The sequence below is a fragment of the Pseudomonas sp. P1_F7 genome, assembly GCF_056405655.1.
The window spans coordinates 32,690-59,019 of sequence record NZ_JBFUBR010000006.1; the positions used below are offsets into that span (position 1 = coordinate 32,690).

The 26,330-nt window shown below is 59.7% G+C and carries 25 protein-coding genes and 4 tRNA genes; 10 read left to right on the forward strand and 19 right to left on the reverse strand.

All coding sequences use genetic code 11. The features are described from left to right. Nucleotides 1–13: 13 nt before the first annotated feature. The 5 genes from AC1D1M_RS11165 to AC1D1M_RS11185 all read right to left on the reverse strand — a co-directional run bounded on the left by AC1D1M_RS11165 (nt 14) and on the right by AC1D1M_RS11185 (nt 2,711). The gene (locus tag AC1D1M_RS11165) at nt 14–421 is read right to left on the reverse strand and encodes an SEL1-like repeat protein (RefSeq protein WP_477775679.1); all 408 of its coding nucleotides are present in this window, start codon (nt 419–421) and stop codon (nt 14–16) included. Continuing rightward, complete coding sequence (locus AC1D1M_RS11170) at nt 422–793, reverse strand: hypothetical protein (RefSeq protein ID WP_007898892.1); 372 nt, start codon at nt 791–793, stop codon at nt 422–424. Further along, a complete protein-coding gene (locus AC1D1M_RS11175; RefSeq protein WP_477775680.1) occupies nt 790–1,131 on the reverse strand; it encodes a helix-turn-helix domain-containing protein in 342 nt (113 codons plus the stop codon). Before AC1D1M_RS11175 ends, AC1D1M_RS11170 begins: the two co-directional genes overlap by 4 nt. A 115-nt stretch (nt 1,132–1,246) precedes the next feature. After that, nucleotides 1,247–1,702 carry a YkvA family protein gene (locus AC1D1M_RS11180; RefSeq protein WP_477775681.1) on the reverse strand — a complete coding sequence of 152 codons (456 nt, stop codon included), beginning with the start codon at nt 1,700–1,702 and terminating at the stop codon, nt 1,247–1,249. A gap of 292 nt (nt 1,703–1,994) precedes the next feature. Continuing rightward, nucleotides 1,995–2,711: an FKBP-type peptidyl-prolyl cis-trans isomerase gene (locus tag AC1D1M_RS11185; RefSeq protein WP_103394837.1), complete on the reverse strand. Its 717-nt coding sequence runs from the start codon at nt 2,709–2,711 to the stop codon at nt 1,995–1,997. Nucleotides 2,712–2,980: 269 nt separating this feature from the next. Between AC1D1M_RS11185 and AC1D1M_RS11190 the strand changes: the two genes are divergently transcribed. Next, nucleotides 2,981–4,783: a di-heme-cytochrome C peroxidase gene (locus tag AC1D1M_RS11190; RefSeq protein ID WP_477775682.1), complete on the forward strand. Its 1,803-nt coding sequence runs from the start codon at nt 2,981–2,983 to the stop codon at nt 4,781–4,783. A 28-nt stretch (nt 4,784–4,811) separates the two neighbouring features. After that, nucleotides 4,812–5,948: a catalase family protein gene (locus AC1D1M_RS11195; protein WP_477775683.1), complete on the forward strand. Its 1,137-nt coding sequence runs from the start codon at nt 4,812–4,814 to the stop codon at nt 5,946–5,948. Nucleotides 5,949–6,076: 128 nt separating this feature from the next. Here the strand turns inward: AC1D1M_RS11195 and AC1D1M_RS11200 are convergent. The 4 genes from AC1D1M_RS11200 to AC1D1M_RS11215 form a co-directional block, all read right to left on the reverse strand. Next, nucleotides 6,077–6,153, reverse strand: a tRNA-Asp gene (locus AC1D1M_RS11200). 15 nt (nt 6,154–6,168) lie between these two features. Further along, nucleotides 6,169–6,244, reverse strand: a tRNA-Val gene (locus AC1D1M_RS11205). A 198-nt stretch (nt 6,245–6,442) separates the two neighbouring features. Beyond that, nucleotides 6,443–6,519, reverse strand: a tRNA-Asp gene (locus AC1D1M_RS11210). Nucleotides 6,520–6,538: 19 nt separating this feature from the next. Next, a tRNA-Val gene (locus AC1D1M_RS11215) sits at nt 6,539–6,614 on the reverse strand. A gap of 159 nt (nt 6,615–6,773) precedes the next feature. On the opposite strand from AC1D1M_RS11215, the gene rdgC reads away from it, so the two are divergent. From rdgC to sugE, 3 genes are all read left to right on the forward strand, one after another. Next, complete coding sequence (rdgC, locus tag AC1D1M_RS11220) at nt 6,774–7,694, forward strand: recombination-associated protein RdgC (protein WP_007969735.1); 921 nt, start codon at nt 6,774–6,776, stop codon at nt 7,692–7,694. A 144-nt stretch (nt 7,695–7,838) separates the two neighbouring features. Next, nucleotides 7,839–8,804, forward strand: a complete 966-nt coding sequence (locus AC1D1M_RS11225; protein ID WP_477775684.1) for a bile acid:sodium symporter family protein — start codon at nt 7,839–7,841, stop codon at nt 8,802–8,804. A 118-nt stretch (nt 8,805–8,922) separates the two neighbouring features. Beyond that, complete coding sequence (gene sugE / locus AC1D1M_RS11230; protein ID WP_007977599.1) at nt 8,923–9,237, forward strand: quaternary ammonium compound efflux SMR transporter SugE; 315 nt, start codon at nt 8,923–8,925, stop codon at nt 9,235–9,237. A 95-nt stretch (nt 9,238–9,332) separates the two neighbouring features. Here sugE and AC1D1M_RS11235 read toward each other — a convergent pair whose 3' ends face one another. The 4 genes from AC1D1M_RS11235 to AC1D1M_RS11250 all read right to left on the reverse strand — a co-directional run bounded on the left by AC1D1M_RS11235 (nt 9,333) and on the right by AC1D1M_RS11250 (nt 14,111). Then, entirely contained in the window at nt 9,333–11,207 is a 1,875-nt protein-coding gene (locus AC1D1M_RS11235; protein WP_477775685.1) for an MFS transporter, read from the reverse strand. Nucleotides 11,208–11,303: 96 nt separating this feature from the next. Then, nucleotides 11,304–12,455: a TDT family transporter gene (locus AC1D1M_RS11240; protein ID WP_477775686.1), complete on the reverse strand. Its 1,152-nt coding sequence runs from the start codon at nt 12,453–12,455 to the stop codon at nt 11,304–11,306. Between the two features lie 105 nt (nt 12,456–12,560). Further along, the gene (locus AC1D1M_RS11245) at nt 12,561–12,872 is read right to left on the reverse strand and encodes a cupin domain-containing protein (RefSeq protein WP_477775687.1); all 312 of its coding nucleotides are present in this window, start codon (nt 12,870–12,872) and stop codon (nt 12,561–12,563) included. A gap of 48 nt (nt 12,873–12,920) precedes the next feature. Further along, on the reverse strand, nt 12,921–14,111 hold the full coding sequence (locus AC1D1M_RS11250) for an MFS transporter (protein ID WP_477775688.1): 1,191 nt from the start codon (nt 14,109–14,111) through the stop codon (nt 12,921–12,923). A 148-nt stretch (nt 14,112–14,259) separates the two neighbouring features. On the opposite strand from AC1D1M_RS11250, the gene AC1D1M_RS11255 reads away from it, so the two are divergent. Continuing rightward, on the forward strand, nt 14,260–14,796 hold the full coding sequence (locus AC1D1M_RS11255; protein ID WP_477775689.1) for a TetR/AcrR family transcriptional regulator: 537 nt from the start codon (nt 14,260–14,262) through the stop codon (nt 14,794–14,796). A gap of 230 nt (nt 14,797–15,026) precedes the next feature. Next, a complete protein-coding gene (locus AC1D1M_RS11260; protein ID WP_477775690.1) occupies nt 15,027–18,497 on the forward strand; it encodes a hybrid sensor histidine kinase/response regulator in 3,471 nt (1,156 codons plus the stop codon). A 40-nt stretch (nt 18,498–18,537) separates the two neighbouring features. On the opposite strand, the gene AC1D1M_RS11265 is transcribed toward AC1D1M_RS11260, so the two are convergent. Together AC1D1M_RS11265 and AC1D1M_RS11270 are read right to left on the reverse strand one after the other, a co-directional pair. Next, on the reverse strand, nt 18,538–19,902 hold the full coding sequence (locus tag AC1D1M_RS11265) for a DNA recombination protein RmuC (RefSeq protein ID WP_477775821.1): 1,365 nt from the start codon (nt 19,900–19,902) through the stop codon (nt 18,538–18,540). Between the two features lie 175 nt (nt 19,903–20,077). Further along, nucleotides 20,078–20,401, reverse strand: a complete 324-nt coding sequence (locus AC1D1M_RS11270) for an SEL1-like repeat protein (RefSeq protein WP_429369414.1) — start codon at nt 20,399–20,401, stop codon at nt 20,078–20,080. Between the two features lie 1,005 nt (nt 20,402–21,406). On the opposite strand from AC1D1M_RS11270, the gene AC1D1M_RS11275 reads away from it, so the two are divergent. From AC1D1M_RS11275 to AC1D1M_RS11285, 3 genes are all read left to right on the forward strand, one after another. Next, nucleotides 21,407–21,631, forward strand: coding sequence for a hypothetical protein (locus tag AC1D1M_RS11275; RefSeq protein WP_003204606.1), 225 nt, complete (start codon nt 21,407–21,409; stop codon nt 21,629–21,631). A gap of 277 nt (nt 21,632–21,908) precedes the next feature. Then, complete coding sequence (locus AC1D1M_RS11280; RefSeq protein ID WP_007984504.1) at nt 21,909–22,391, forward strand: hypothetical protein; 483 nt, start codon at nt 21,909–21,911, stop codon at nt 22,389–22,391. A gap of 146 nt (nt 22,392–22,537) precedes the next feature. Next, nucleotides 22,538–23,809: an OmpP1/FadL family transporter gene (locus AC1D1M_RS11285; RefSeq protein ID WP_477775691.1), complete on the forward strand. Its 1,272-nt coding sequence runs from the start codon at nt 22,538–22,540 to the stop codon at nt 23,807–23,809. Between the two features lie 99 nt (nt 23,810–23,908). On the opposite strand, the gene AC1D1M_RS11290 is transcribed toward AC1D1M_RS11285, so the two are convergent. The 4 genes from AC1D1M_RS11290 to AC1D1M_RS11305 are packed head-to-tail and all read right to left on the reverse strand — an operon-like array spanning nt 23,909 to nt 26,318. Further along, complete coding sequence (locus AC1D1M_RS11290; RefSeq protein WP_477775692.1) at nt 23,909–24,475, reverse strand: glutathione peroxidase; 567 nt, start codon at nt 24,473–24,475, stop codon at nt 23,909–23,911. A 58-nt stretch (nt 24,476–24,533) separates the two neighbouring features. Continuing rightward, on the reverse strand, nt 24,534–24,656 hold the full coding sequence (locus tag AC1D1M_RS11295; RefSeq protein WP_256357327.1) for a hypothetical protein: 123 nt from the start codon (nt 24,654–24,656) through the stop codon (nt 24,534–24,536). After that, the gene (locus tag AC1D1M_RS11300; RefSeq protein WP_477775693.1) at nt 24,653–25,861 is read right to left on the reverse strand and encodes an MFS transporter; all 1,209 of its coding nucleotides are present in this window, start codon (nt 25,859–25,861) and stop codon (nt 24,653–24,655) included. Before AC1D1M_RS11300 ends, AC1D1M_RS11295 begins: the two co-directional genes overlap by 4 nt. Before the next feature lie 52 nt (nt 25,862–25,913). After that, the gene (locus AC1D1M_RS11305) at nt 25,914–26,318 is read right to left on the reverse strand and encodes a MarR family winged helix-turn-helix transcriptional regulator (protein WP_477775694.1); all 405 of its coding nucleotides are present in this window, start codon (nt 26,316–26,318) and stop codon (nt 25,914–25,916) included. Between the last annotated feature and the right edge of the window lie 12 nt (nt 26,319–26,330).

Below are 26,330 nucleotides of genomic sequence, written 5' to 3' on the forward strand. Positions count from 1 at the left end.
GGCTTCACTCCAATCAACGAGGCGCCGAAGAGGACTTCAGTTCTTTGAGCTTGATCGGCGCCAACGGATGCCCGGCCTTCGCCGCGATCTCCCAGAATCGCACCGCTTCAATCGGATCCGGTGCCTTGCTCGCCGTCCCGGCCAGACTGATCACGCCCACTTGATACGCCGCCTTGCCATCGCCCGCCAACGCCGCCAGGCGCAACAAACGCACGCCCTCCTCACGAGCCCCGAGCCCGACACCGCGAAACGTCAGGATGTGCCCATAGAAGCTCTGGGCGCCGACATCGCCCAGGTTGGCCATGCGTGCGAACTGGCCTTCGAGCCAGCGCCAGCCTCGTGGCTGACGGACAAACCATGACCAGTGAAACAATCGGCGCGCGAGCCAGTAACCGGCCCGTGCCTTGAGTTGTAAAAACACTCAGGCCTCAGCCGATTCCGGGTATTCGTACTCGAACACCCGCACCACTTCCGAAGCATGCCAGGACGCGGCGGCAACGCCGTCCGACGGCCCGGAAAAACGTCCGAGACGCTCGACACACTCAAAGAATCCGGTGCGCGGCAAGCGGCTGGCGCCCTGACTGATCACCAGTGAACTGCGCAATGGCTGCTCCGCCCTGGCGTCCAGGGCCGCCAGATGCTCAAGGGCCGCCGTCAGGGTTTGCATGGCCGGGGTCGGCAGCTGCAAACGCTCCAGCAATGCCCGATACGTCAACAGATGGCGCTGGCGACGCGCCTGATCCAGTTCGCCCAGCAATCCGTCCCAATGTTGACGACTGATGCGTACGCTCACGATTCATCCCTCCACCCTGGCACCGTCAATTCCCAGGCCAGGCTACGGCGAATCGCAGCGTCGGGCAGACGCTCGCCGCTTTCGATCATGGCCAGGTAAGACGGGCTGATGCCTACCGTGCGGGCCAGCGCCTCGATGGCGATGCCCTTTCCTTCGCGCAAACTGCGTAGTTGATCCAGACCCGGAAGAATCGCGTCTGGTGTTGCCGCCTGAATCTTCGTGGCTTGAGGCGACGCTTGCTCCTTGACCCCCGCTGCTTTCAATAACGCCTGATACTGAGCCCATGGCAGAACCGCATATTCGGGTTCGCCTTCGCGTGTAATTATCTGAATATCCATGACTACCCCGTAGGACAACAACACTTAGCGAGTCGGCACTTTTCCCTAGAAGTGTAATCCTAACAGCGGCCAAGGTCGCGGGGGGGAATCAATCTGTGAACAGGTCGAAATCGACTCAGTGTTTTTTCGGGCCTTGAAGTTGCAGTTGCTCGGGGGTATCAGGCAGGCGCTCGACCACCGCGAGCTTCTCCGGCACCTGACGGTTGCGCCAGGCGCGGAAGGCATTGAGTTCGTCGTCGAGCACTTTCATCAGCCACGCCAATACCGCGATGTCATCGAGCATGCCGAACACCGGAATGAAATCCGGGATCGCATCCACCGGGCTGAGGAAGTACATCAGGCCCGCGACGACCGAAACCAGCGCCTTGGGGCTGATGGCGCGATATTCACCACGCCAGTAGGCCAGGCAGAGTGCCTGCAACAGCTTCAAATCGTCCTTGAGCTTGCCCAGTCGATTGCCTTGGCTCGCGCCTTTGCTGGCGACCGCGAACAACAGGGTCGGCAATCGGCCGCGTGCCAGCAGGCGGCCAGCCAGTGGCAGGAAACGAGTGAAATTCCAGGGTGCTTTCATCATTCCTCCCGTTGAAATGTTATCCACACAAATTGTGGATAACCTTGTGAACAGAGCTGCTTTTCATCGCTGCAAGGCCCGTTTTACAAGGCCTCCGTTCAGATCGGGCGTTTTTTACTCATCAAAAAAACCCCATAATTTCATTGACTTGGCGGCCTTGTGCGTCTAGCGCCGAGGCTACCATGCCTAAGACTCCGGCCTAGAGCGTCTGTTCGTTTTGTTTACCCGTACCGAACGCCAGATGCAACAACGCCCCGCATAAGCGAGGCGTTGTTATCGAAGCAGACGCTGGTTACTTGGCAGCGGCGTCTTCTTTTGCCGGATCCTTGATGGCCAGCAGTTCCAGGTCGAATACCAGCACCGAGTTGGCCGGAATCGCCGGGCTCGGGCTTTGAGCGCCGTAAGCCAGGTCAGCAGGGATGTACAGTTTGTACTTCTCGCCAACGTGCATCAGTTGCAGGCCTTCGACCCAACCCGGGATCACACCGCTGACCGGCAGATCGATCGGGCTGCCGCGCTCGACGGAGCTGTCGAATACGGTGCCGTTGGTCAGCTTGCCAGTGTAGTGAACGGTCACTACGTCAGACGGCTTTGGCTGAGGGCCATCGGCTTTCTGCACGACTTCATACTGCAAGCCCGAAGCCGTGGTGGTTACACCGGCTTTCTTGGCGTTTTCTTCGAGGAATTTCTTGCCGGCAGCGGCCGACTCTTCGCTCATCTTGGCCATGCGCTCTTCGGCACGCTTTTGCAGTGCGGCGAACGCCTCAACCAATTCTTCGTCTTTGAGCTTCTGCTCTTTCTTGCCGACGGCGTCTTCGATGCCCTGAGCTACAGCTTTGGAATCCAGGTCATCCATGCCTTCCTGAGCCAGGCTCTTGCCCATGTTCAGGCCAATGCCGTAGGAAGCTTTTTGCGCCGGAGTTTTCAGCTCTACGCTGGTCTGCGAATCACAACCCGCGAGTACCAGGCTAACCAGGGCCACCGCCGCCGCCAACCGATGCTGTTTCATGCTATTTCCTTGTTCATGCGCCTAAAGGGCAATCGAGTAAAGCCGCGAGCTTATCAGGCCGCCACGACCAATGGCTACCGGCATGAGAGCCGGAAACAATTGATAAGTTCAGGTGTTTAAACGCATTTCACAATTCGGCTGATGAAGCTTCTTTCATCTTGTTCCGACGCAGACTGATTCCTGAACCTACAATATCTGGCGTAATGGCCTCTTGCCGCACCTTGGGTGCTCGGGCATAACGGCATGATAATTCAACAAGGATGTTTATCTTGCGCCTCTTCTTTCGCTTGCTGGCTCTCATCGCAGTACTGCTCGGGCTGGTCATGGCCGTGGTTCTTTACTACGTCGCCAACCCGAAATTGCCGGCCTGGTCGCCTGCACAACAGGTTCATTACCTGGAGCAATGGAGCGCCGTCGACCGCGAAACCTACTACTTCACACCCCAGGGCACTCAAGTCAAAGGCTTGCGCTACGACTGGTTCAACGCCCTCGAACTGCCCTTCTCGCAGCAACGCTTCGCCGCCCCCGAATACCTCGCCCGCTTCGGTTTTCTGGTGGACCCCGGCCAGAAACCGACACCGAACAACCCCGGCAACCTCCCGGCAGGCTTTACCCGGCACCAGAATACGGGGAGCCCGGACAGGTTTCTGGATATCACCTGCGCGGCCTGCCACACCGGTGAACTGCGTTTCAAGGGTCAAGCCGTGCGTATCGACGGCGGCTCGGCGCAGCATGTCCTGCCGTCCAGTGTTCCTACGCTCAAAGGAGGCAGTTTCGGACAGGCGCTGGTGGCCAGCCTCGCCTCCACTTACTACAACCCTTGGAAATTCGAACGTTTCGCACGCAACGTGCTGGGTCAGGACTACGAGACGCGCCACAAACAACTGCGCAAAGAATTGAAATCCTCACTGGATACGTTCCTCAAAGTGGCCTGGAACGACACCCATCGCGGGCTCTATCCGACCGAGGAAGGCCCGGGGCGCACAGACGCCTTCGGGCGCATTGCCAACGCCAGCTTCGGTGATGCCATTTCCCCCGATAACTACCGTGTGGCCAATGCCCCGGTCGATTATCCGCAGTTGTGGAACATGTGGACGTTTGAATGGGTGCAGTGGAACGGCTCGGCGAAACAACCGATGGCGCGCAACATCGGCGAAGCATTGGGCGTCGGCGCCACGCTGAACTTCTTCGACAAGAACGGCCAGCCGCTGATGGGCGATGCCCGCTATCCCTCCAGTGTCCGTGTGCGCGATCTGCACTTGATCGAAGAAACCCTGCAACGACTCAAGCCTCCGGCCTGGCCGGAAGATCTGTTGGGCGCGGTCGACAAACCTCTGGCGGCCAAGGGGCGCGCCTTGTTCGCCGAAAACTGCGCGGGTTGTCATGTACCGCGCACCACACAGGGCGACGGGCGATACGTTCAGCACCTGAAAATGCTCCCGGTGGATTACATTGGCACAGACCCCGGCGCGGCCAACAACATCGCCGATCACCGCTTCGACCTGACAGCGCTGCAATGGAACCAGGCGGAACTGGAAAAACTCGATGTAGAGCCAAAACCCACGGAGCCGCTGGACCTGAGCAAAATGTCCGTGGCCAAGGGGCTGGCCTATGTCACCGCCTATGTCCAGGACCGTGCGTATCAAGACGCCAATGTCACCCCTGCCGAGCGCCCTGAAATGGACGGTTTCGGCCTGCCAATCGGTGTGCGCGAATTACGTGCGTACAAGGCCAGGCCATTGGCGGGTGTCTGGGCGACACCGCCGTTTCTGCACAACGGTTCGGTACCGAGCATTTATCAATTGCTGTCGCCTCAGGATGAGCGTGCGACCACTTTCTATAAAGGTACTTTCGAGTACGACCCGGGACACCTGGGCTACCGCACCGAAGCCTTTGCCAACGGTTTTCTGTTCGACACGCGAATCACCGGCAACCACAACAGCGGTCATGAATTCCGTGCCGGCAAACTCGGCAACGGTGTGATCGGCCGCGGGTTGCAGCCGGAAGAACGCTGGGCACTGCTGGAATACCTGAAAGTGTTGGGCGGCCCGCTGGAAGCGCAATTGCCATGACCACCGCCTCAGTCAAAAGGACTTTCCCATGCTGATTACACTTTGGCTGCGCCTGGGCGCCTTTCTCGGCAAGCTGCTGCTGTGGTTACTGGGTCTCGGAGTGCTGGGCTGGGCATTGGCCAGTGCCTGGTTTGCCTGGCAGCAGCGCGGGCCGGTCTCGACGCAGGAGTTGATTGCGGACGGTGAAGCCGCGATGACCCAGGACATCATCCAGACCGCCGTGCGCATTGTCGATCAGCACCGTGAAAGCACCCGCTACCTGCGCGACGCCCATGCCAAGGCCCACGGTTGTGTGAAGGCTGAGGTTCAAGTGCTGGCGGAACTGCCAGGCGAACTGCGCCAGGGCGTGTTCAGCGAGCCGGGCAAAACCTGGCAAGCGACGATGCGCCTGTCCAACGGCAATGCCTACCCGCAGTTCGACAGCATTCGCGATGCCCGGGGCATGGCGATCAAGCTGTTCGATGTACCGGGCAAACCACTGTTGAGCGATCAGCAAGGCCGAGGCGAACAGGATTTTGTGATGTTCAGCCATCCGAACTTCTTTGTAAGCAATGTCGCCGAATACCGTCAAAACGTTGCCGCCCAAGCCGACGGTAAAAAGATGATGGCGTTCTTCCCCGGCTGGGATCCACGCACCTGGCAGGTTCGCCATCTGTTTATTGCCCTGGCGACACTGGCCCCTGCCCCGTCGAGCCCGACCCAGACGACATACTTTTCGGTTTCGCCCTACAAATTCGGTGAAGCCAATGCAAAGTTCCGGGTCATACCCGATCCGGATAACTGCCCGGCCTACAGCCTGCCGGAACAGAATCGCAAGCTGCCGAACTTTCTGCGCAATGCGCTGAACCAACAGCTGTCGACCGACCGGGTGCCTGCGTGTTTCGCCTTGCAGATCCAGCGACAGGACGCCAACAAGTACATGCCGATCGAAGACACCAGCATTGAGTGGCGCGAGAGCGATGCGCCCTTCGAGACGGTGGCGCGGATCAATGTGCCGGCGCAGGACTTCGATACACCGGCGCTGAACCTGCAATGCGACAACCAGTCGTTCAATCCCTGGTTCGGCATCGAGGCGCACCGCCCCATCGGCGGGATCAATCGCCTGCGCAAGGCAGTGTATGAAGCCGTCAGCGACTACCGCCACAGGCGCAACGCCGAGCAATAATCGGGCAGGCACAAAAAAAGCGATCCTCGGATCGCTTTATGGACTGGCCAAACGCCAGACAGCAAAAAGCCCGCACTGGGCGGGCTTTCTGTGGTGATCTGGCGTTCAGTGTTCCAGATTACCGAATATGGCGCAGCGGACGGGACTCGAACCCGCGACCCCCGGCGTGACAGGCCGGTATTCTAACCGACTGAACTACCGCTGCGCGTAGCGTTGAAAGTGGTGGGTGATGACGGGATCGAACCGCCGACATTCTGCTTGTAAGGCAGACGCTCTCCCAGCTGAGCTAATCACCCTTTACCTTCGTTGCGGGGCACATTATGCCACAGGTTTTTATAAAGTGTTGATTTATTTGAAGTTTTTTTCAAAAAATCTAAAAACCAGTGAAACGATGCAACCCACAGGAACAACAGTCAAACTTGAGGCAGAAAAAAACCCGCCTAAGCGGGCTTTTCCGTGGTGACCTGGCGTTCAGTGTTCCAGGTTACCGAATATGGCGCAGCGGACGGGACTCGAACCCGCGACCCCCGGCGTGACAGGCCGGTATTCTAACCGACTGAACTACCGCTGCGCGTAACACTTGAAACGAATGGTGGGTGATGACGGGATCGAACCGCCGACATTCTGCTTGTAAGGCAGACGCTCTCCCAGCTGAGCTAATCACCCTTCGCTTCGGTGTGGCGCGCATTCTACGGAGCGACCCAACCTCTGGCAAGCACTTTTTAAAATAATTTTCTCAGGCCTTCCAAAGGCTTAGAGAAAGGTTGGCCTATGGCACGGCGAAGACAATAATGCCCGCCTTTGTATAAAGGAGAGACTCACCCCATGTGGTTCAAAAACCTGCTTATCTATCGCCTGACCCAAGATCTGCCTGTTGATGCCGAGGCGTTGGAAACTGCACTGGCCACCAAACTGGCGCGCCCATGTGCAAGCCAGGAGTTGACCACCTACGGTTTCGTCGCGCCGTTCGGCAAAGGCGAAGATGCGCCGCTGGTGCACGTCAGCGGTGACTTCCTGCTGGTGTCCGCGCGCAAGGAAGAACGTATTTTGCCAGGCAGCGTCGTACGTGACGCGGTCAAGGAAAAGGTCGAAGAGATCGAAGCCGAGCAAATGCGCAAGGTCTATAAGAAGGAACGCGATCAGATCAAGGATGAAATCATCCAGGCCTTCCTGCCGCGCGCCTTTATCCGCCGCTCGTCGACCTTCGCCGCCATCGCGCCGAAACAGGGCCTGATCCTGGTCAACTCGGCCAGCCCGAAACGCGCCGAAGACTTGCTGTCGACCCTGCGTGAAGTGATCGGCACCCTGCCGGTGCGCCCGCTGACCGTGAAGATGTCCCCGACCGCGACCATGACCGAGTGGGTCACCACCCAGAAAGCCGCGGACGATTTCTTTGTGCTGGACGAATGCGAACTGCGCGACACCCACGAAGACGGCGGCATCGTGCGTTGCAAGCGCCAGGACCTGACCAGCGAAGAAATCCAGCTGCACCTGAGCACCGGCAAAGTGGTCACTCAACTGTCCCTGGCCTGGCAGGACAAACTGTCGTTCGTCCTCGACGACAAAATGGTGGTCAAGCGCCTCAAGTTCGAAGACCTGCTGCAAGACCAGGCGGAACAGGACGGCGGCGACGAAGCCCTGGGCCAACTGGACGCCAGCTTCACCCTGATGATGCTGACCTTCGGCGACTTCCTGCCGGCGCTGGTTGAAGCGTTGGGTGGTGAAGAGACTCCGCAGGGGATCTGAATCAGTCGATGAATACCCTGTGGGAGCGAGCTTGCTCGCGATAGCGGAATGTCAGTCAACATCCCTGTTGAATGTTAGTCCCTCATCGCGAGCAAGCTCGCTCCCACAGTTTTATGTAGCGTGTCTAATAACAAGGATCAGAGCATGCGTGCACTGGCTGCATTGAGTCGTTTTGTCGGCAACACCTTCGCTTACTGGGTACTGATTTTTGCTGCCGTGGCGTTTCTGCAGCCGGCGTGGTTCCTCGGCCTCAAAGGTGCCATCGTGCCCTTGCTGGGGCTGGTGATGTTCGGCATGGGCCTGACTCTCAAACTCGAAGACTTCGCCGAAGTCGCTCGCCATCCATGGCGCGTGGCCCTGGGCGTGGTTGCACATTTCGTGATCATGCCCGGCGTGGCGTGGTTGCTCTGCCAGGCGTTCCACTTGCCACCGGAAATCGCCGTCGGTGTGATTCTGGTCGGCTGCTGCCCGAGCGGCACTTCGTCGAACGTGATGACCTGGCTGGCCCGCGGCGATCTGGCGTTGTCGGTGGCCATTGCCGCCGTCACCACCCTCCTCGCCCCGCTGCTGACCCCAGCGCTGATCTGGCTGCTGGCCTCGGCCTGGTTGCCGGTGTCGTTCATGGAGTTGTTCTGGTCGATCCTGCAAGTGGTGCTGTTGCCGATCGTGCTGGGCGTGGTTGCCCAAAGGGTACTGGGCGACAAGGTTCGCCATGCGGTGGACGTATTGCCGCTGGTCTCGGTAGTGAGCATCGTGATCATTGTCACCGCCGTGGTTGCTGCCAGCCAGGCGAAGATCGCCGAGTCCGGCCTGCTGATCATGGCCGTGGTCATGCTGCACAACAGCTTCGGCTACTTGCTGGGTTACTTCACCGGGCGCCTGTTCAAGCTACCTCTGGCCCAGCGCAAATCCCTGGCCCTGGAAGTCGGCATGCAGAATTCCGGATTGGGTGCCGCGTTGGCGAGTGCACACTTCTCGCCGCTGGCCGCAGTGCCAAGTGCATTGTTCAGTGTCTGGCACAATATTTCCGGGGCATTGCTATCCACGTATTTCCGCCGCATGAGTGAAAAGCAGGATCGGGAAATGGCCGCACAGCAGGCGACTGACTGATCCGAAAACTTGATCCCCGGGTTAATACTGGGCACTATATTGCGCATCGCGAGGACGACCTCGCGGCTCGATCGAGTCATTAATCAGGGGACGACCCCGTCAGACGATGGAGGTCTTCATGTCCTGGATCATTCTGTTTTTCGCCGGCCTGTTCGAAGTCGGCTGGGCCGTCGGCCTCAAGTACACCGACGGCTTCACCCGCCCGCTCCCCACTGTTTTGACCGTTGCGGCCATGGCGATCAGCCTTGGCTTGCTCGGCCTTGCAATGAAGGAATTGCCGCTGGGTACGGCCTATGCGATCTGGACCGGTGTCGGCGCCGTTGGCACGGTGATCGCCGGGATCATCCTGTTTGGCGAATCCATGGCGCTGGTGCGGTTGGCGAGTGTGGCGTTGATCATTTCCGGGCTCGTTGGCCTGAAGGTCAGCGCATAGGCCACTGACGCCATCGCGAGCAAGCTCGCTCCCACAGGGATTGCATTCCAATGTGGGAGCGAGCCTGCTCGCGAAGCGGCTCGCGCAAACAACCGCTATCTGACAGCCCCGCGCAACTCCCCCACCAAAGCCTGCAACTTCGCCGGCTCCGCCACCTCAACCGCCACCGCCGGCCCTGCCACCAATGTCACCCGCGACCACAGGCGATGAAACAGCCCCTTGCCCGGGTCGCGGCTGAAGAAACTCCCCCACAACCCCTGCAAGGCGAGCGGAATCACCGGCACCGGTGTCTCCTCGAGAATTCGCGTCAAGCCGCCCTTGAACTCATTCAACTCGCCATCGGCGGTCAATTTACCCTCGGGGAAGATGCACACCAACTCACCGTCCTTCAGATACCGGGCAATGCGCGTGAAGGCCTTTTCGTAGATCTGGATGTCTTCATGACGCCCCGCGATAGGAATCGTCCCCGCGGTACGAAAGATGAAGTTCAGCACCGGCAAGTTGTAGATCTTGTAATACATCACAAAGCGAATCGGCCGACGCACCGCGCCGCCAATCAGCAAGGCGTCGACGAATGACACGTGGTTGCACACCAGCAACGCCGCGCCTTCATCGGGGATCAAATCCAGATTGCGATGCTCGACGCGGTACATGGAATGGCTGAGTAGCCAGATCATGAAACGCATGGTGAACTCGGGGACGATCTTGAAGATGTAGGCGTTGACGCCGATGTTCAGCAACGACACCACCAGGAACAGCTGCGGGATCGACAGCTTGGCCACACTCAGCAAGACGATCGAGACAATCGCCGACACCACCATGAACAACGCGTTGAGGATGTTGTTGGCAGCAATCACCCGCGCCCGTTCGTTCTCCGCCGTGCGTGACTGGATCAGCGCGTATAGCGGCACGATGTAGAAACCGCCGAAGACGCCCAGGCCGAGGATGTCGAGCAACACCAGCCAGGCGTGGCCGAAACCGAGGATCTCGATCCAGCCATGGCCGGTGGCGCTATCCGGAATTGAGCCAGAATGCCACCACAGCAGCAGACCGAAAACGGTCAGGCCGAACGACCCGAACGGCACCAGGCCAATCTCGACTTTGCGCCCAGAGAGCTTCTCGCACAGCATCGAACCCAATGCGATGCCCACCGAGAACACCGTCAGAATCAGCGTCACCACGGTTTCGTCGCCGTGCATCCATTCCTTGGCATAGGCCGGGATCTGCGTCAGATAAATCGCCCCGACAAACCAGAACCACGAGTTGCCGACAATCGAGCGTGACACCGCCGGCGTTTGCCCCAGGCCCAGTTTCAACGTGGCCCAGGACTGGCTGAAAATGTTCCAGTTCAGGTGCATTTGCGGCGTGGCGGCCGCTGCGCGGGGAATGCTGCGGCTGGCCAGGTAACCGAGTACGGCAGTGCCGATGATTGCCGTGGACACCACTGGCGCGTAATGCGCCGAAGACATCATGACCCCGGCGCCAATGGTGCCGGCGAGGATCGCCAGGAAGGTGCCCATTTCCACCAGGCCGTTGCCGCCTACCAGCTCATCTTCATGCAGGGCTTGCGGCAGGATCGAATACTTCACCGGTCCGAACAGCGCCGAATGGGTGCCCATGGCGAACAGCGCCACCAGCATCAACGACAGGTGATCGAACAGAAAGCCAACGGCGCCGACCGCCATGATGGCGATTTCCCCCAGCTTGATCAGGCGGATCAACGCATCCTTGGCGAACTTTTCCCCGAATTGCCCGGCCAGGGCCGAGAACAGGAAGAACGGCAGGATGAACAGCAGCGCACACAGGTTGACCCAGATGGAGCGGTCACCTTCGATGGTCAGCTTGTACAAAATGGCCAGGATCAACGACTGTTTGAACACGTTGTCGTTGAACGCCCCGAGGGACTGGGTGATGAAGAACGGCAGGAAGCGCCGGGTGCGCAGCAAGGTGAACTGTGAGGGGTGACTCATCTTCCATGTGTCCCTGATGATAGGTAACGAGTGGCCTGGATTCTTATTGGATTATCAAAAGTCGATCCAGGCCACACCTTACCTAATCTTTGTCGGTTATTTCTTCAATCCGGCAATGCACGGCGAGACAAACAGCTCGCCACGCCAGGCGCCCAGCACCGTGCGCTTTCCGACGATCAGCCACATCACCGCCAGCAATGCCACCAGCACACAGCCAAACACACTGAAGAACATCAGGTTCAAGGTACTGGCCAGCTTCAACGTCGCCAGGGAATAGACGCCCAACGGGAAAGTAAAGCCCCACCAGCCGAGATTGAAGGGAATGCCGGCTCGCAAGTATCGCCCGGTGATCAGCAACGCCATCAGCATCCACCACAGGCCGAAGCCCCACAGGGTGATGCCGGCCACCAGACCCAGTCCGGCAGCAATCTCGCCGACTCCCGGCATACCGTTGGCCGCGAAAATCAGCGGTGCGTCGCCCCCCAGTACCAACATACCCAGCGCACCGGTGCCGATCGGTCCAAGGGCCAGCCAGCTCGAGGCGGCCATGTTTTCGTGGGGCAGTTTATGCAGGGCCATGCGCAGCAACAGAATGGTCAGGATGCTGAAGGCTACCGGCAGGGAAAAGGCCCAGAGCACGTAGCTGGTCACCAGCACCACCAGTTGCGAATGAGCGTCGACCAAATGCGGCGCCAACAGGCCACCGCTGGCGGCCGCCACTTCTGCCGCGACCACCGGCAACAACCAGACCGCTGTCATCTGGTCGATGCTGTGCTCCTGACGGGTGAACATCATGTAGGGAATCAACACGCCGCAGGCCAGCGACATGGCCACATCCAGCCACCACAACACTTCGGCAACATGAATCACCCCTTCGCCCCAACGCGGCAGGCCGAATACCAGAAAGCCGTTGATGATGGTCGCCAGGCCCATCGGGATGGTGCCGAAAAACATCGAAACCGTGGAATGGCCGAAGATCCGCCGTGCTTCGTCGAAAAACAGCACCCAACGCGCCGTGTATACCGCCGTAAACAGCAGGAACAGAGCGATATTGAACAGCCAGAGGGCTTCGGCAAAGGCGTGCAAGGCAGGCATGGCGACCGGCAATTGCGCCAGTGCCAACGCCAGCACGCCGGTGCCCATGGTGGCGGCGAACCAGTTGGGGGTGAACTGGCGGATCGCCTCGCGGGGATGCTGCAAGTGACTGAAAGGTTTGATTCCGGGCTTGATGCTATTGGCGCATGTCATGGCGAACTCCTGTCCTCTCGTGAGGTAGAGCCCATGTTAGATCCGAATAGAATATCTATATAACGGGTAATATCTCTATATCTTATCGATATCACTTATATAGCGTCAGACACTCCCCTCCGATTCGATCACCAATATCCGAGCCTGTCCTAGCGGATGCGCCACATGCTCAGTGCCAACCGAGGCATAAAAAATGTCACCGACCTCCAGCAAAGCTTCCCGCTCCACCCCCTCTTCGCGATAACGCATCTGCACCTGGCCATCGAGCACCACGAACACTTCCTCGCCATCGTTGACGTGCCACTTGTAGGGTTGATCGGTCCAGTGCAGCCGCGTGGTGATGCCGTTCATGCTGGCGATGTCCAGCGCGGCCCAGGCACGCTCGCCAGTGAACGATTTGCTACGGATGATCTTCATGGTCCGATCCTTCGAGTGAACTGAGTGGGTGCCAAGGCTAACTCAATTTTACCGGTTGACCTCGCAGACCCTGGCCGAACGTGATCGCAGTAAACCCGCCATTGCGCTGAGGACCAGCACCATCAGCACCGCACCATAACCATCGGTGGTTGCCACCAGACCAAAGATCCGCGCCAGGTTCCCGGCCAGCAGCGCCGGCAGGCAGAACGCCAGATAACTCAGCGCGTAATACGCCGACATCAACCCGGCGCGTTCATGGGGCAAGGCCAGCGGCACCAGACTGCGCACGGCGCCGAGGAAACCGGCGCCGAAGCCGCAACCGGCGACCAGCGTGCCGAGGAAAAACAGCGGCAAACTGGCGCTGTGCACACCCAGTAAAATCAGGACGACTCCCGCCGGCAACGAACTGGCGCCCAGTTGCAGCGCCTTGGTCGCAGCCTGATTGCGCAGGGTGTAGATCATCAGGGCACCGGTCACCGTCAATGCGGCGACGGTCGCCCCGCCAATCAGGTTCGACGTTGAACCGGTCGCCGCGCGCACCAATGAAGGTGCCAGCGATGCGTAAAATCCGCCCAGCGCCCAGGTCGCCGTGTTGAGCGGCAACACCCGCCATAACGTCGCACGCGCCTGGACCGGCACATGCAGGGTCGGTCGCAATGATGCCCAAGCCCCGGACTGGCGCGTGACGCTCTCCGGCAAACGCCAGACAACTACAGCCTGCATCGCGAACAGGACAAGTAGCAGCCAATAGGTCAGGTGCAACGGCGCCGGAGCAAACTCGGCCAGCAAACCGCAGCCCATTCCACCCAGGGCCATACCGAGCAACGGCGCGACGCTATTGACCAGCGGCCCTTGCTGGCGATCGGTGTCCAGCAGCGTTGCACTCAACACGGCAGTCGCCATACCGGTGGCAAACCCTTGCAGGACCCGGGCACCGATCAGCCACGCAACGCTGTCGGCGTAGATAAACAGCAACATCGCCAGGATGTTCAGTACCACCGCCGTAAAGATCACCGGTTTGCGCCCCAGGTAATCCGACAGCGAGCCGACCGTCAGCAACGCCGCCAACAGGCTGAGGGCGTACACGGCAAAAATCAGGGTCAGGGTCGCGGCCGAAAACTGCATCTGCTCCTGATACAGGTGATACAGCGGCGTCGGCGCAGTGGAGGCCGCCAGGAAACTGAGCAAGGTAACGGCCAGAAACCACAGGCTGGCACGATTTGAATGAGAACCGGGCATGCACACACTCCGCAAAAGCTAATTTTTTGCTTTTGCGGAGTGTGCTACTGGATCCCTCTTAAAGCAAATTCTTTGTGTTAAGGTCCGATGCATGGCTTTCAGGACCGGGTGCCAGCCGCAAGACCCGGTGCAATACAGGAAACACAAGATGACCGCTCCCACATTACGCCCCGGCGGCCGCAGCGCCCGGGTACAAGAGTCGATTCATTCGGCCGTGCGCCAACTCCTTGAGGAGCAGGACCGCGCCAGCGTGACGGTGCCGCAAATTGCGGCGCGCGCGGGTGTCACGCCGTCCACCATCTATCGACGCTGGGGCGATGTGTCGGCGCTGCTGGCCGACGTCGCCCTCGCCCGCATGCAGCCCGACAACGAGCCGGCCAATACCGGCAGCCTTCACGGCGACGTGCGGGCCTGGGCCGAGCAGTATCTGGACGAGATGAGCTCCGAACCCGGCCGCAACATGCTGTGCGACGTGCAGGCGGCGTTGAAGCCGAGTTATTGCGCGACCATCATTGGCGGGCAACTGCAGACGATTCTGGATCGCTATCCGGATGAGCCCAAGCCCAGTGTCGATCGGCTGATCAATCTGATCGCCGCGCCGACGGTGTTTCGCATCCTGTTTGCCGAGGCGCCGCTTGAGGTTGAAGAGTTGCACCGATTGATCGAGATCGCATTCAGTCAGTGAGGCCCCCATCGTCGGAACGCCGCCCGGACCAAGCTCGCTTCCACAGGGGGCGGCGAACACAGGGCAAATGTGGGAGCGAGCTTGCTCGCGATGGGGCCAGTACAGACACTGAAAATCAACCTGCGACACCCCGCCACGCCACGACCTTGGTCGACACTGACTAACGCTGGCGGTCGTGCGAGACTGTCTGTCCGAGCGGGAGGCTCGGATGTCTTTTGTCTGGAGTCCCCATGTCGCTGTCCACCGGGCTGATTGCCGCCGTCGCCCTGGCCTATATGGCCATCATGTTCGCCATCGCCTTTTATGGCGACCGTCGCAGCGCGCCCTTGCCGCCGCGTGTGCGGGCCTGGGTGTACAGCCTGTCGCTGGCGGTCTATTGCACCAGCTGGACCTTCTTCGGTGCCGTGGGCCAGGCCGCCGAACAGCTCTGGTCGTTCCTGCCGATTTACCTCGGGCCGATCCTGTTGCTGGTCGGCGCGCCGTGGGTCCTGCAAAAAATGGTGATGATCAGCAAACAGGAGAACATCACCTCGATCGCCGACTTCATCGCCGCGCGCTATGGCAAATCCCAGTCATTGGCGGTGGTGGTAGCGCTGATTTGTCTGGTCGGTGTATTGCCCTACATCGCACTGCAACTCAAAGGCATTGTGCTCGGCGTGAACCTGCTGATCGGCGCCGGCGCCGACGCCATGGGCACCCGCGCCCAGGACACTGCGCTGATTGTGTCGCTGGTACTGGCGCTGTTTACCATCGTCTTCGGTACCCGCAACCTCGACGCCACCGAGCACCATCGCGGCATGGTGCTTGCGATTGCCTTCGAATCGCTGGTCAAACTGTTCGCGTTTCTCGCCGTCGGCGCCTTCGTGACCTACGGCCTGTACGACGGTTTCGACGACCTGTTCGACCAGGCCATGCTTGCGCCGCGGCTCGAACAGTACTGGAAGGAAACCATCAACTGGCCGTCGATGGTGGTGCAGACCGGTGTGGCAATGATGGCGATCATTTGCCTGCCGCGGCAGTTTCACGTGACCGTTGTCGAGAACATCGATCCCCAGGATCTGCGCCTGGCCAAATGGGTATTTCCGGCCTACCTCGCCCTTGCTGCATTGTTTGTCGTGCCGATCGCGCTCGCCGGCCAGATGATGCTGCCCAGCTCGGTGTTGCCGGACTCGTTCGTCATCAGCCTGCCCCTGGCCCAGGCGCATCCGGCGTTGGCCCTGCTGGCGTTTATCGGGGGCGCATCGGCGGCCACCGGCATGGTGATCGTGGCCAGCGTGGCGCTGTCGACCATGGTCTCCAACGATATGCTGTTGCCCTGGTTGCTGCGGCGCAATAACGCCGAGCGCCCGTTCGAAGTGTTCCGCCAGTGGATGCTGTCGGTGCGCCGCGTCAGCATCGTGGTCATTCTGCTGCTGGCCTACGTCAGTTATCGCCTGCTCGGCTCGACCGCCAGCCTGGCGACCATCGGCCAGATCGCCTTCGCCGCCGTGACCCAACTGGCCCCCGCCATGCTCGGGGCACTGTACTGGAAACAGGCCAACCGCCGCGGCGTTTTCGCTGGCCTCGCCGCCGGCACGTTCCTGTGGTTCTACACCTTGATCCTGCCGATTGCCGCCCTCAGCCTCGGCCTGTCCTTGAGCACATTCCCGGGCCTGGCCTGGTTGCACAGCAACCCACTGAACCTGCCGATCACCCCGCTGACCCAAGGCGTGGTGCTGTCGCTGGCAGGCAACTTCACGCTGTTCGCCTGGGTCTCGGTGTTGTCGCGCACCCGGGTTTCCGAGCACTGGCAGGCGGGCCGCTTCATCGGCCAGGAAATCAGCGCCCGCCCCAGCGCACGCTCGATGCTTTCAGTGCAGATCGACGACCTGCTGCAACTGGCGGCGCGCTTCGTCGGCGAAGAACGCGCCCGTCAAAGCTTCATCCGCTTTGCCTATCGCCAGGGCAAAGGCTTCAACCCGAACCAGAACGCCGACAATGAGTGGATCGCCCATACCGAACGCCTGCTGGCCGGTGTGCTGGGTGCCTCTTCGACCCGCGCGGTGGTAAAGGCCGCCATTGAAGGCCGGGAGATGCAACTGGAGGACGTCGTGCGCATCGCCGACGAAGCCTCGGAGGTACTGCAATTCAACCGTGCCTTGCTGCAAGGCGCCATCGAGAACATCACCCAGGGCATCAGCGTGGTCGACCAGTCGCTGAAACTGGTGGCCTGGAACCGTCGCTATCTGGACTTGTTCAACTACCCGGATGGCCTGATCAGAGTCGGCCGGCCGATTGCCGACATCATCCGTCACAATGCCGAGCGTGGACTGTGCGGCCCCGGCGAGGCCGAAGTGCATGTCGCCCGTCGCCTGCACTGGATGCGCCAGGGCCGCGCGCATACTTCCGAACGACTGTTCCCCAATGGCCGGGTGATCGAGCTGATCGGCAATCCGATGCCGGGCGGCGGCTTCGTCATGAGTTTCACCGACATCACCGCGTTCCGCGAAGCCGAGCAGGCGCTGACCGAAGCCAACGAAGGCCTGGAGCAACGGGTTACCGAACGGACCCACGAATTGTCGCAGCTCAACGTTGCCCTGACCGAAGCCAAGGGCACCGCCGAGGCGGCCAACCAGTCCAAGACCCGTTTCCTTGCAGCCGTCAGCCATGACTTGATGCAACCTTTGAATGCGGCGCGGCTGTTCTCCGCCGCCCTCTCCCATCAGGACGATGGTTTGTCCGGCGAAGCGCAGAAACTGGTCGGGCACCTGGACAGCTCGCTGCGCTCGGCTGAGGACTTGATCAGCGACCTGCTGGACATTTCCCGCCTGGAGAACGGCAAGATCAACCCGAATCGCCAGCCGTTCGCGATCAACGAACTGTTCGACACCCTCGGTACCGAGTTCAAGGTGCTGGCGCGAGAACAAAAACTGGAGTTCCGCGTTCGCGGCAGCGCGCTGCGGGTCGACAGCGACATCAAATTGCTGCGACGGATTTTGCAGAACTTCCTGACCAACGCTTTCCGCTACGGCAAAGGGCCGGTGCTACTGGGGGTTCGCCGGCAAAAGGAAGGATTGAGCCTGGAAGTCTGGGATCGTGGGCCGGGTATTCCGGAAGATAAACAGCAGGTGATTTTCGAAGAATTCAAGCGCCTCGACAGCCACCAGACACGGGCCGAAAAAGGCCTCGGCCTGGGACTGGCAATTGCCGACGGGCTCTGTCGCGTGCTCGGTCATACCTTGCGCGTACGCTCCTGGCCGGGACGCGGTAGCGTGTTCAGCGTCAGCGTGCCGCTGGCCCAGACGCAAGCCGCAGCGCCGGTCAAAGCCGCCGAGCTCAATGGCAAATTGCTCAATGGTGCGCAGGTGCTGTGTATCGACAATGAGGACAGCATCCTGATCGGCATGAACAGCCTGCTCAGCCGTTGGGGTTGCCAGGTCTGGACCGCGCGCAATCGCGAGGAATGCGCAGCGTTACTGGGCGAAGGCGTGCGTCCGCAATTGGCACTGGTGGATTACCACCTCGATCATGGCGAGACCGGAACCGATTTGATGGCCTGGTTGCGCACGCAAATGGGCGAGCCGGTTCCGGGGGTGGTGATCAGCGCCGATGGCCGGCCGGAGACGGTTGACCTGGTGCATGCCGCCGGGCTGGACTATCTGGCCAAACCGGTGAAACCGGCGGCGTTGCGCGCGTTGTTGAGCCGATATTTGCCGTTGTAGCGAGGATTAACTCGCCACAGGGTCCACCCTCACCCGGGGGCTATTCCGGCAGCTCGACCAACCCGTCCACATCCGTCATCGCCCGCTCCAGCAAGTCTGCGGGCAGGCTCTTGCTCGCCCGTGCGCCCAGCAGCTTGAGTTGTTCACTGCGACTGACCAGGTTACCACGCCCCTCTGTCAGCTTGTTGCGTGCCGAGCTATAGGCCTTGTCCAATTGCTGCAGGCGATTGCCGACCTCATCCAGATCCTGAATGAACAGCACGAACTTGTCGTACAGCCACCCGGCCCGCTCGGCGATTTCCCGGGCATTCTGGCTCTGGCGCTCCTGCTTCCACAGGCTGTCGATGACGCGCAGGGTCGCCAACAACGTGGTGGGGCTGACGATCACGATGTTGCGGTCGAACGCCTCCTGGAACAGCGTCGGTTCAGCCTGCAACGCAGCAGAAAACGCCGCCTCGATCGGCACGAAGAGCAACACGAAATCCAGGCTGTGCAAGCCATCGAGGCGTTTGTAATCCTTGCCGGCCAGGCCTTTGACGTGATTGCGCAACGAAAGTACGTGTTGCTTGATGGCGATCTGGCCGATGGCCTCGTCGTCAGCCGCGACATATTGCTGATAGGCCGTCAGGCTGACCTTGGAGTCGACCACGACCTGCTTGTCGCCCGGCAGATAAATGATCACGTCCGGCTGGAAGCGCTCGCCGTCCGGTCCCTTGAGATTGACCTGCGTCTGGTACTCGCGGCCCTTCTCCAGTCCCGCATGCTCGAGCACGCGCTCAAGAATCAGTTCGCCCCAATTGCCCTGGGTCTTCTGCCCTTTCAAGGCACGGGTCAGGTTGGTGGCTTCATCGCTCAAGCGCAAATTCAACTGTTGCAGACGCTCCAGCTCCTTGGCCAGGGAGAAACGCTCACGAGCCTCGTTCTGATAGCTTTCCTCGACACGTTTCTCGAAAGACTGGATGCGTTCCTTGAGTGGATCGAGCAACTGCCCCAGACGCTGCTGACTGGTTTCGGCAAAACGCTGCTCGCGCTCATCGAAAATTTTCCCCGCCAGCTCGGCGAACTGCGCGCGCAACTCGTCCCGTGAACCTTGCAGGTCGTTGAGGCGTTGCTGATGACTGTCCTGTTGCTCGCGCAACTCGGCGTTGAGTGACGCGGCCTGGGCATCCAGACGGCGCAATTCGGCTTCTTTGCCGGCGCGTTCGATATTCCACGCATGGGCGGCGTCCCGGGCGTCGTCGCGCTCGATCTGCAACAGTTCGACTTCACGACGCAGCGCAGCCAGATCAGCCTGTTTGGCGGCGTTGGCCTGGGTCAGGTCACCGATTTCGTCGCGGCTGGATTCGAGCTGCGCATTCAATCCGTCTTGCGCCAGTTGCGCCATGGCCAGGCGTTCCTGCAGCAGTGCAAAGTCTGCTCGCGTGCTGCTGACCCGACGCTGAAGTTGCCAGGCCAATACCAGCAACGGCAACGCAGCCGCTGCCAGCCCCAGCAATACGCTGGTCAGATCCATTGCCATAGCCACTCCTGCCATTCGGATAAAGCCTGAAGGTTAACCAAGGCGTCAGATCTTGGACAGCTCAGTCTTCGATCAGCCCCAGTTCCTGTTGAGCGCGGCGATCGCCTGCCCGGGCGGCCTGACGCAGCAGGTCCTGACCGATCCGGCGGTCCCGGGCATTCCCGCATTCCCGGCACATCAACTGGCCAAGGCGACTTTGCGCAGCCACCACGCCTTCACGGGCCGGTTGCTTGAGCAGACGTCCGGCGATGTGTTTGACGTTACGGTTTTCGCCCAGATGCGGACTGTCCAACAGCCACTCCGCCACGCGCATGGAAAAGCGCTTGGTAGGGGCAACAGAAGGTGGTGTGGAGGAAGAGGAAACGGAGGCTGAGCGAAACTTCATAAAGCACTGTGGGGCAGATCGGAAGGCGCGCAACTTTACTCTCTTTTTCTTACAGGTAAAGCTGAAAATATCCCGGCACGCCCGTCCTAGAGCAAGCGCTCGGGACAATCCACAGAAGCTGTGGATAACTCAGTGGACAACCGCCCTTCAACCCGCTCAAAGCCCTGTGGAATGGGGCTCGCAGTCAAACTGACGATTTTTTCACCAGTAAAAAAAAGCGATGTTTTTCATTGACTTAAATTTTGGTTACAGGCAGCCATGACGCTTGAACGTGAGATGACAGCGGGGTGACAGGGTGCGCAACTAATGTGCACAAGTGCCTTTGCGACGGTTATATCGATGCACTTTTTCGGCGCATTTTTTGGTCATGCCTGGGGATAAGCCTTGGCAAACCCGGTGTTTAGACGGCTGCGTTGCTACAAACCTCGATGACCGATGGTCGGATTTTGTTCTGCTATAGGGCGTATCAATCGCAAGCAGCGCACCTTTATGCACACCTCTACAGGGTAAAAACAGCCCGATCTGGCACCCGCCAGGAAACTCTTTTCGCTAACACACTTCCCTTGTCCAGTTCAATCCGTTAGTATCCGCGGCGTTAGTACCAAGCTGAAAGTCAATTCTGGTCGAACAAATCCCCCCGGTCAGCCTTCCCGACGGAAGCCTCCACCGAACAAGCGGGACCGACCACCTCGATGGTTTCCAGGTAAATCTTGCGCCAACACAACCTTTGAATCGAAAGCAAAGGGTGTTGCTCCGCCTGCTTACTCTGCTCGAACCAACCTGCAAATTGATCAGGATCTTCACCCCGGGCCCAGAACCTTTGCCCTCGATGTGTTGCCTGCCCTCCTAAGTACCTACCTGCCGGCCCAAGCGCGCAAACATATAGCGCTTCAACTGGCTGCTTTGTTCCAGTCGGGTTCTTCGTTCGGTCAATGGTGATCGACGTTACTGGAACGTTTTAACGTTGCACGGTTCTTATCCGTGTCATTTGTAGGAACACCATTAATGTCTACTCAAATCCATGCACAGGATGCCATTCGCACCCTAACCAACGCTTTTGCACCAATGAACTGCCTGATCATGGCCGCTCGCAAAGGCTGCTTCAGCTTCACTCTGGTCAACGAACACGGCATCGCTCGTCACAGCGAACGCCTGTACCCCGATCAATACTCCAGCGCCGAGCCGCTGCAGGCCGTGATCGAGCGTACCCGTCAGGCACTGGTTGCCTGAAACGCCAGAAAGGCTGAAAACCCGAAAGCCCTGCCCGAAAAGCAGGGCTTTTTATTGCCCGATGTTTCCCTTTCCTTGAACCACGGCTAAGCACGATCCGATATAACGGTTATAACTGGTCGCTGGAAATATTTTAAAAACAGGCCTTTACAGCGCGAATATGACACTACACTTCAACTCAAGCGGCTTGACCCGCTTGCGGCGAGCCTGAGTCGATTCACTGCTGCCAAGCCCCCCCCTTCAGGTATCGCCGTCCAATTCAGGTTTCGAGGGTTTTATGGGTATCGCTGCCAGCGAACTGTGCCGTTATGTGATTCGTCCGACCTTGATCTACCTCGGACGCCATAGCGCTACTGCCGAATCCCTGCTGCTGGGCATTGCCGCTAGCCAGTCCGCCCTTGGTTCCGCCCTGCATGACCGCCGTGGGCACGGCCTGTACCGCATCGCCGAGCCCCGCCACCAGGCTCTTTGGGACCATTACCTGGCCCTTGATCCGGAGCGTGCAAGCCTGGTCCGCGGCCTGGCCAGCCAACATGCGTTTCTGAGTGGCCCGCACCTCGAATTGACCGTCAACCTGCGTTACGCCACAGCCATCGCCTGGCTGCTGGTGGAAGAACAGAATACCCCCCTCCCCGCCCCGGATGATTTGTTGGGTATGGCCAGAATCTGGCGCCAGACCTTTCAACCCCAAGGGCGTCTGCGTGATTTCACCTGCGCCTGGCAAACCTGTGTTTCACCCCTGAATCAGGTAGCCTGCTGATCCCTCTGAATCCAAAGATCGCGCAACACGTCGCGATTCTGGTCGGATTGTCCTACAAAACCGCTCTAAATCAAGGCATACAGCCTATGGCGCCGGGACGAAAATGTTGGTAATTTTCGCCCCGGTGATCACCAGGAGTTCTAATAATGAAAAAAGTAATGCTCAAAACCACCCTTAGCCTCGCCGTTGCCTTGGCATCCACCCAGATCTTCGCGAGTGGCTTTGCCGTTAACGAACAAAGCATCAGCGGGATGGGTACGGGTTTTGCCGGGCGATCTTCCTCTGCCGATGACGCAAGTACAATTTTTGGCAACCCTGCCGGCATGTCCCGCATCAAGCGCGAACAAGTCACCGGCGGTGTTGCGATGATCGACGCACACACTGACATCAGCCACGCAAGCTCCAGCCCGAACAGCGGCACCAACAAAGGCGACATGGTACCGTTGATCGCCGTGCCTATGGGTTACTACGTCAAGCCAATCGATGACAAGTGGGCCTTCGGTGTGGGCGTGTACGCACCATTCGGTCTGGTAACCGACTACGAAAACGGCTTTGCCGGTCGTTACTTCGGTAGCAAGAGCGAAGTTAAAATCGTCACCCTGCAACCGACTGTCAGCTACGCCTTCAACGACAAGGTTTCCATCGGTTTTGGCCCGACCATCAACCGCGTTGACGGCACCCTGGAATCGAACCTGTCGATCACCCAGGCCGCGCCAGACGGCAAGGTCAAGATCACAGGTGACGACACCGCGCTGGGCTACAACATCGGCGTGCTGGTTCAAGCCACCGACAGCACTCGCGTCGGCCTGACCTACCACTCGAAAGTGAAGTACAAGCTCGAAGGCAACACCAAGGTCAACTACAACGTGCTGGGCCTGATCGGCCAGAACCCAAACCAGAAGTACGACGCTTCGCTGGACCTGACCACACCTGAATCGGTGGACTTCTCGGTCACTCACCAGCTCGACGACAAGTGGACTCTTTACGCAGGCAGCACCTGGACCCGCTGGAGCCGTCTGAAAGAAATCACCGTTGAAAACAAAGGCGTTCCAGCCGTTCTGAACGGCCAGTTCGGCACCATCACCGAAGAACAGAACTGGCACGACACCTGGGCTCACGCCATTGGCGCGTCCTACCAGTTGAACAAGCAATGGGTACTGCGTACCGGTCTGTCCGTTGACCAGGCACCGACCAACAACGTCAACCGTTCCCCACGCATCCCGACTGGCGATCGCAAGATTTTCAGCGTGGGTGCCGGCTGGAGCCCGACCGACGACCTGACCATCGACCTGGCGTATTCGTACCTGCGCGAAGAGTCGGTCAAGGTCAACAACAGCAACAACCGTGGCCAGAGCTACAACGCCGAGTATGAAAACTACGCGAACGGTTTCGGTCTCGGTGCGACCTACCGCTTCTGATGATTCCCGGCGAGCCTGAACCGCTCGCCATCCGAATCAAAAAAGCCCCGCGCTCTTCACAGAGGCGGGGCTTTTTAGTGGGCGTCGATCAGAGGGCGATCAGGGGGTCGAAACGAGCGGTGGCGAAGCCAGGGCTTTTTCCACCGAGGCGATGAACTCGGGATCATCCGGCTTGGTCAGGCTGGAGAAACTGGCGATCACATTGCCTTGGCGATCCACCACATACTTGTAGAAATTCCACTTTGGTGCGCTGGTTTGACTGGCCAGGACTTTGAACAAATGCGTCGCATCGTCGCCCCGAACCTTTTGCGGCTCGGTCATGGTGAAGGTTACGCCATAGTTGACGTAGCAGACCTTGGCGGTCTCGGCGCCATCCTTTGACTCCTGCTTGAAGTCATTGGACGGAACGCCAATCACCTCCAGCCCTTGATCCTTGAAGCGCTGGTTCAGCGCCTCAAGGCCTTTGAACTGCGGAGCAAAGCCACAGAAGCTTGCGGTATTGACCACCACCAACGGCTTACCAGCGAAGCGCTGGCACAAATCGATGGATTCCTTGGCATGCAACTTGGGCAACGAGCCTTGCAAAAGATCCGGGCAATCCGCCGCGTGAGCCAACCCGGTAAACGCGACCAGTAACGCGGGAACTGCAAGCCAGCGCATCAGCATGTGGGGAACACCCTTGAGAAGAGTCGTCAGGGTTCGACGTTACCGCCCCACTATCGCGCTAGCAAGTCCCCATGCCCAACTGCAAAAGCGCCAGCCCGCCCTGATGCCAGCCCCACCACGTCAGGGCAAGCAGCAAGGCGCAGACAGCGAAAATCGTGATACGAGGCCAGAGACTGTTCATGTCGCACTCATTTGTGTTTGCAGGCGCGCCACCGGCCGTTCACGCACCGGCCAGTTCAGGGCGGCGGCCAACAGGCTCAAGAGAATCGCGACCTGCCAGATCAAGTCATAGCTACCGGTACGGTCGTACACCACGCCACCCAACCAGCCGCCCAGGAACGAACCGAGCTGGTGAAACAGGAAAACAATCCCGCCGAGCATGGACAGGTTTCGCACACCAAACAAGGTCGCCACCGTGCCGTTGGTCAACGGCACCGTCGACAGCCACAGGAAGCCCATGGCCATGCCGAACAGGTAAGCCGTGGTGGTCGTCACCGGCGCCCACAGGAACAACGCAATGACCACCGCCCGCAGCAAGTACAAACCAGTGAGCAAACGCGGCTTGGACATGCGCCCGCCGAGCCATCCAGCGGTATAGGTGCCGAAAATGTTGAACAGGCCGATCAGCGCCAGCACCGTGGTGCCGACCGTCGCCGGAAGGTGTTGATCCACCAGATAGGCCGGCAAATGCACACCGATGAACACCACCTGGAATCCGCACACAAAAAAGCCGAATGCCAGCAGCCAGAATCCGGAATGGGAGCAGGCTTCGCGCAGCGCTTCGCCAAGGGTCTGTTCGTGGCCCAGAACGGGCAGCGGTTTGTCCTTGAGCATGGTCACCAGCGGCACGATCAATGCCACCAGCAAGCCCAGCGCCAGCAGCGCCGCGGACCAGCCAAGCCATCCGATCAAACCGAGTGTGCCGGGCAACATCGCGAACTGGCCGAACGAGCCGGCAGCACTGGCGATCCCCATGCCCATACTGCGTTTTTCCGGCGGTACTGCACGGCCGACCACCCCCAGAATCACCGAGAACGACGTACCGGACAGTCCGATGCCGATCAGCAGACCGGCGCTCAGGGACAACGTCACCGCCGAGTCGGAGAGCCCCATGCAAATCAGCCCGGCCGCGTACAGGACACCACCGATCAGCACCACTTTCGCCGCGCCGAAGCGGTCGGCCAGTGCGCCAGTGAATGGCTGAGCGAGGCCCCAGATCAGGTTCTGCAAGGCGATGGCGAAGGCAAAGACTTCACGGCCCCAGCCGAACTCGGCGCTCATCGGCGCCAGAAACAGCCCGAAGCCATGTCGAACACCCAGAGACAACGCAAGGATCAGCGCACTCCCCAATAGCACCCAACCGCATGTACGCCACATCGATGTCATTGTTATTCTCCAGTAACGGGTATATACCCGCTTAAAATCGAAAAAACCGGCATCATGCCAGTTCGTCCAGCAGCTTCAATAAGGTTTCGCGCTTCTCGGCGCCCAAGCGATCGATCAAACGCTGCTGCGCGGCTTCCCAGGCCGGCAAGGCAGCCTTCAGGCGCTCTGCCCCGGCCTCGGTCAGCATTACGATGCGGTTGCGCATGTCCTCACCCTCGACCAGCGACACCAGGCCGTCACCCTCCAGCACCCGCAAATTGCGCCCCAGGGTGCTGCGATCCAGACCCATGGCCTCGGCCAGGGTCGAGATGCTCGGCTGATCCAGACGCTGCAGGTTACACAGCAAAGAATACTGCGCAACGTTGATCCCGAAGCCGTCGAGAGCGCCGTCGTAATGCCTGCTGACGCCACGGGCGGCGCGACGCAGGTTGATGCATAAACATTGGGAATCGAGCATGGTGCGTGTATA

Coding starts and splice junctions, on each gene's coding strand:
- AC1D1M_RS11260 (WP_477775690.1), top strand. CDS start 15,027: ATGTCGCTGTCCACCGGGCTGATTGCCGCCGTCGCCCTGGCCTATATG.
- AC1D1M_RS11185 (WP_103394837.1), bottom strand. CDS start 2,711: ATGAAACAGCATCGGTTGGCGGCGGCGGTGGCCCTGGTTAGCCTGGTA.
- rdgC (WP_007969735.1), top strand. CDS start 6,774: ATGTGGTTCAAAAACCTGCTTATCTATCGCCTGACCCAAGATCTGCCT.
- AC1D1M_RS11245 (WP_477775687.1), bottom strand. CDS start 12,872: ATGAAGATCATCCGTAGCAAATCGTTCACTGGCGAGCGTGCCTGGGCC.
- AC1D1M_RS11270 (WP_429369414.1), bottom strand. CDS start 20,401: ATGAAGTTTCGCTCAGCCTCCGTTTCCTCTTCCTCCACACCACCTTCT.
- AC1D1M_RS11305 (WP_477775694.1), bottom strand. CDS start 26,318: ATGCTCGATTCCCAATGTTTATGCATCAACCTGCGTCGCGCCGCCCGT.
- AC1D1M_RS11295 (WP_256357327.1), bottom strand. CDS start 24,656: ATGAACAGTCTCTGGCCTCGTATCACGATTTTCGCTGTCTGCGCCTTG.
- AC1D1M_RS11235 (WP_477775685.1), bottom strand. CDS start 11,207: ATGAGTCACCCCTCACAGTTCACCTTGCTGCGCACCCGGCGCTTCCTG.
- AC1D1M_RS11180 (WP_477775681.1), bottom strand. CDS start 1,702: ATGAAAGCACCCTGGAATTTCACTCGTTTCCTGCCACTGGCTGGCCGC.
- AC1D1M_RS11250 (WP_477775688.1), bottom strand. CDS start 14,111: ATGCCCGGTTCTCATTCAAATCGTGCCAGCCTGTGGTTTCTGGCCGTT.
- AC1D1M_RS11255 (WP_477775689.1), top strand. CDS start 14,260: ATGACCGCTCCCACATTACGCCCCGGCGGCCGCAGCGCCCGGGTACAA.
- AC1D1M_RS11195 (WP_477775683.1), top strand. CDS start 4,812: ATGCTGATTACACTTTGGCTGCGCCTGGGCGCCTTTCTCGGCAAGCTG.
- AC1D1M_RS11225 (WP_477775684.1), top strand. CDS start 7,839: ATGCGTGCACTGGCTGCATTGAGTCGTTTTGTCGGCAACACCTTCGCT.
- AC1D1M_RS11275 (WP_003204606.1), top strand. CDS start 21,407: ATGTCTACTCAAATCCATGCACAGGATGCCATTCGCACCCTAACCAAC.
- AC1D1M_RS11300 (WP_477775693.1), bottom strand. CDS start 25,861: ATGACATCGATGTGGCGTACATGCGGTTGGGTGCTATTGGGGAGTGCG.
- AC1D1M_RS11290 (WP_477775692.1), bottom strand. CDS start 24,475: ATGCTGATGCGCTGGCTTGCAGTTCCCGCGTTACTGGTCGCGTTTACC.
- AC1D1M_RS11280 (WP_007984504.1), top strand. CDS start 21,909: ATGGGTATCGCTGCCAGCGAACTGTGCCGTTATGTGATTCGTCCGACC.
- AC1D1M_RS11285 (WP_477775691.1), top strand. CDS start 22,538: ATGAAAAAAGTAATGCTCAAAACCACCCTTAGCCTCGCCGTTGCCTTG.
- sugE (WP_007977599.1), top strand. CDS start 8,923: ATGTCCTGGATCATTCTGTTTTTCGCCGGCCTGTTCGAAGTCGGCTGG.
- AC1D1M_RS11240 (WP_477775686.1), bottom strand. CDS start 12,455: ATGACATGCGCCAATAGCATCAAGCCCGGAATCAAACCTTTCAGTCAC.
- AC1D1M_RS11175 (WP_477775680.1), bottom strand. CDS start 1,131: ATGGATATTCAGATAATTACACGCGAAGGCGAACCCGAATATGCGGTT.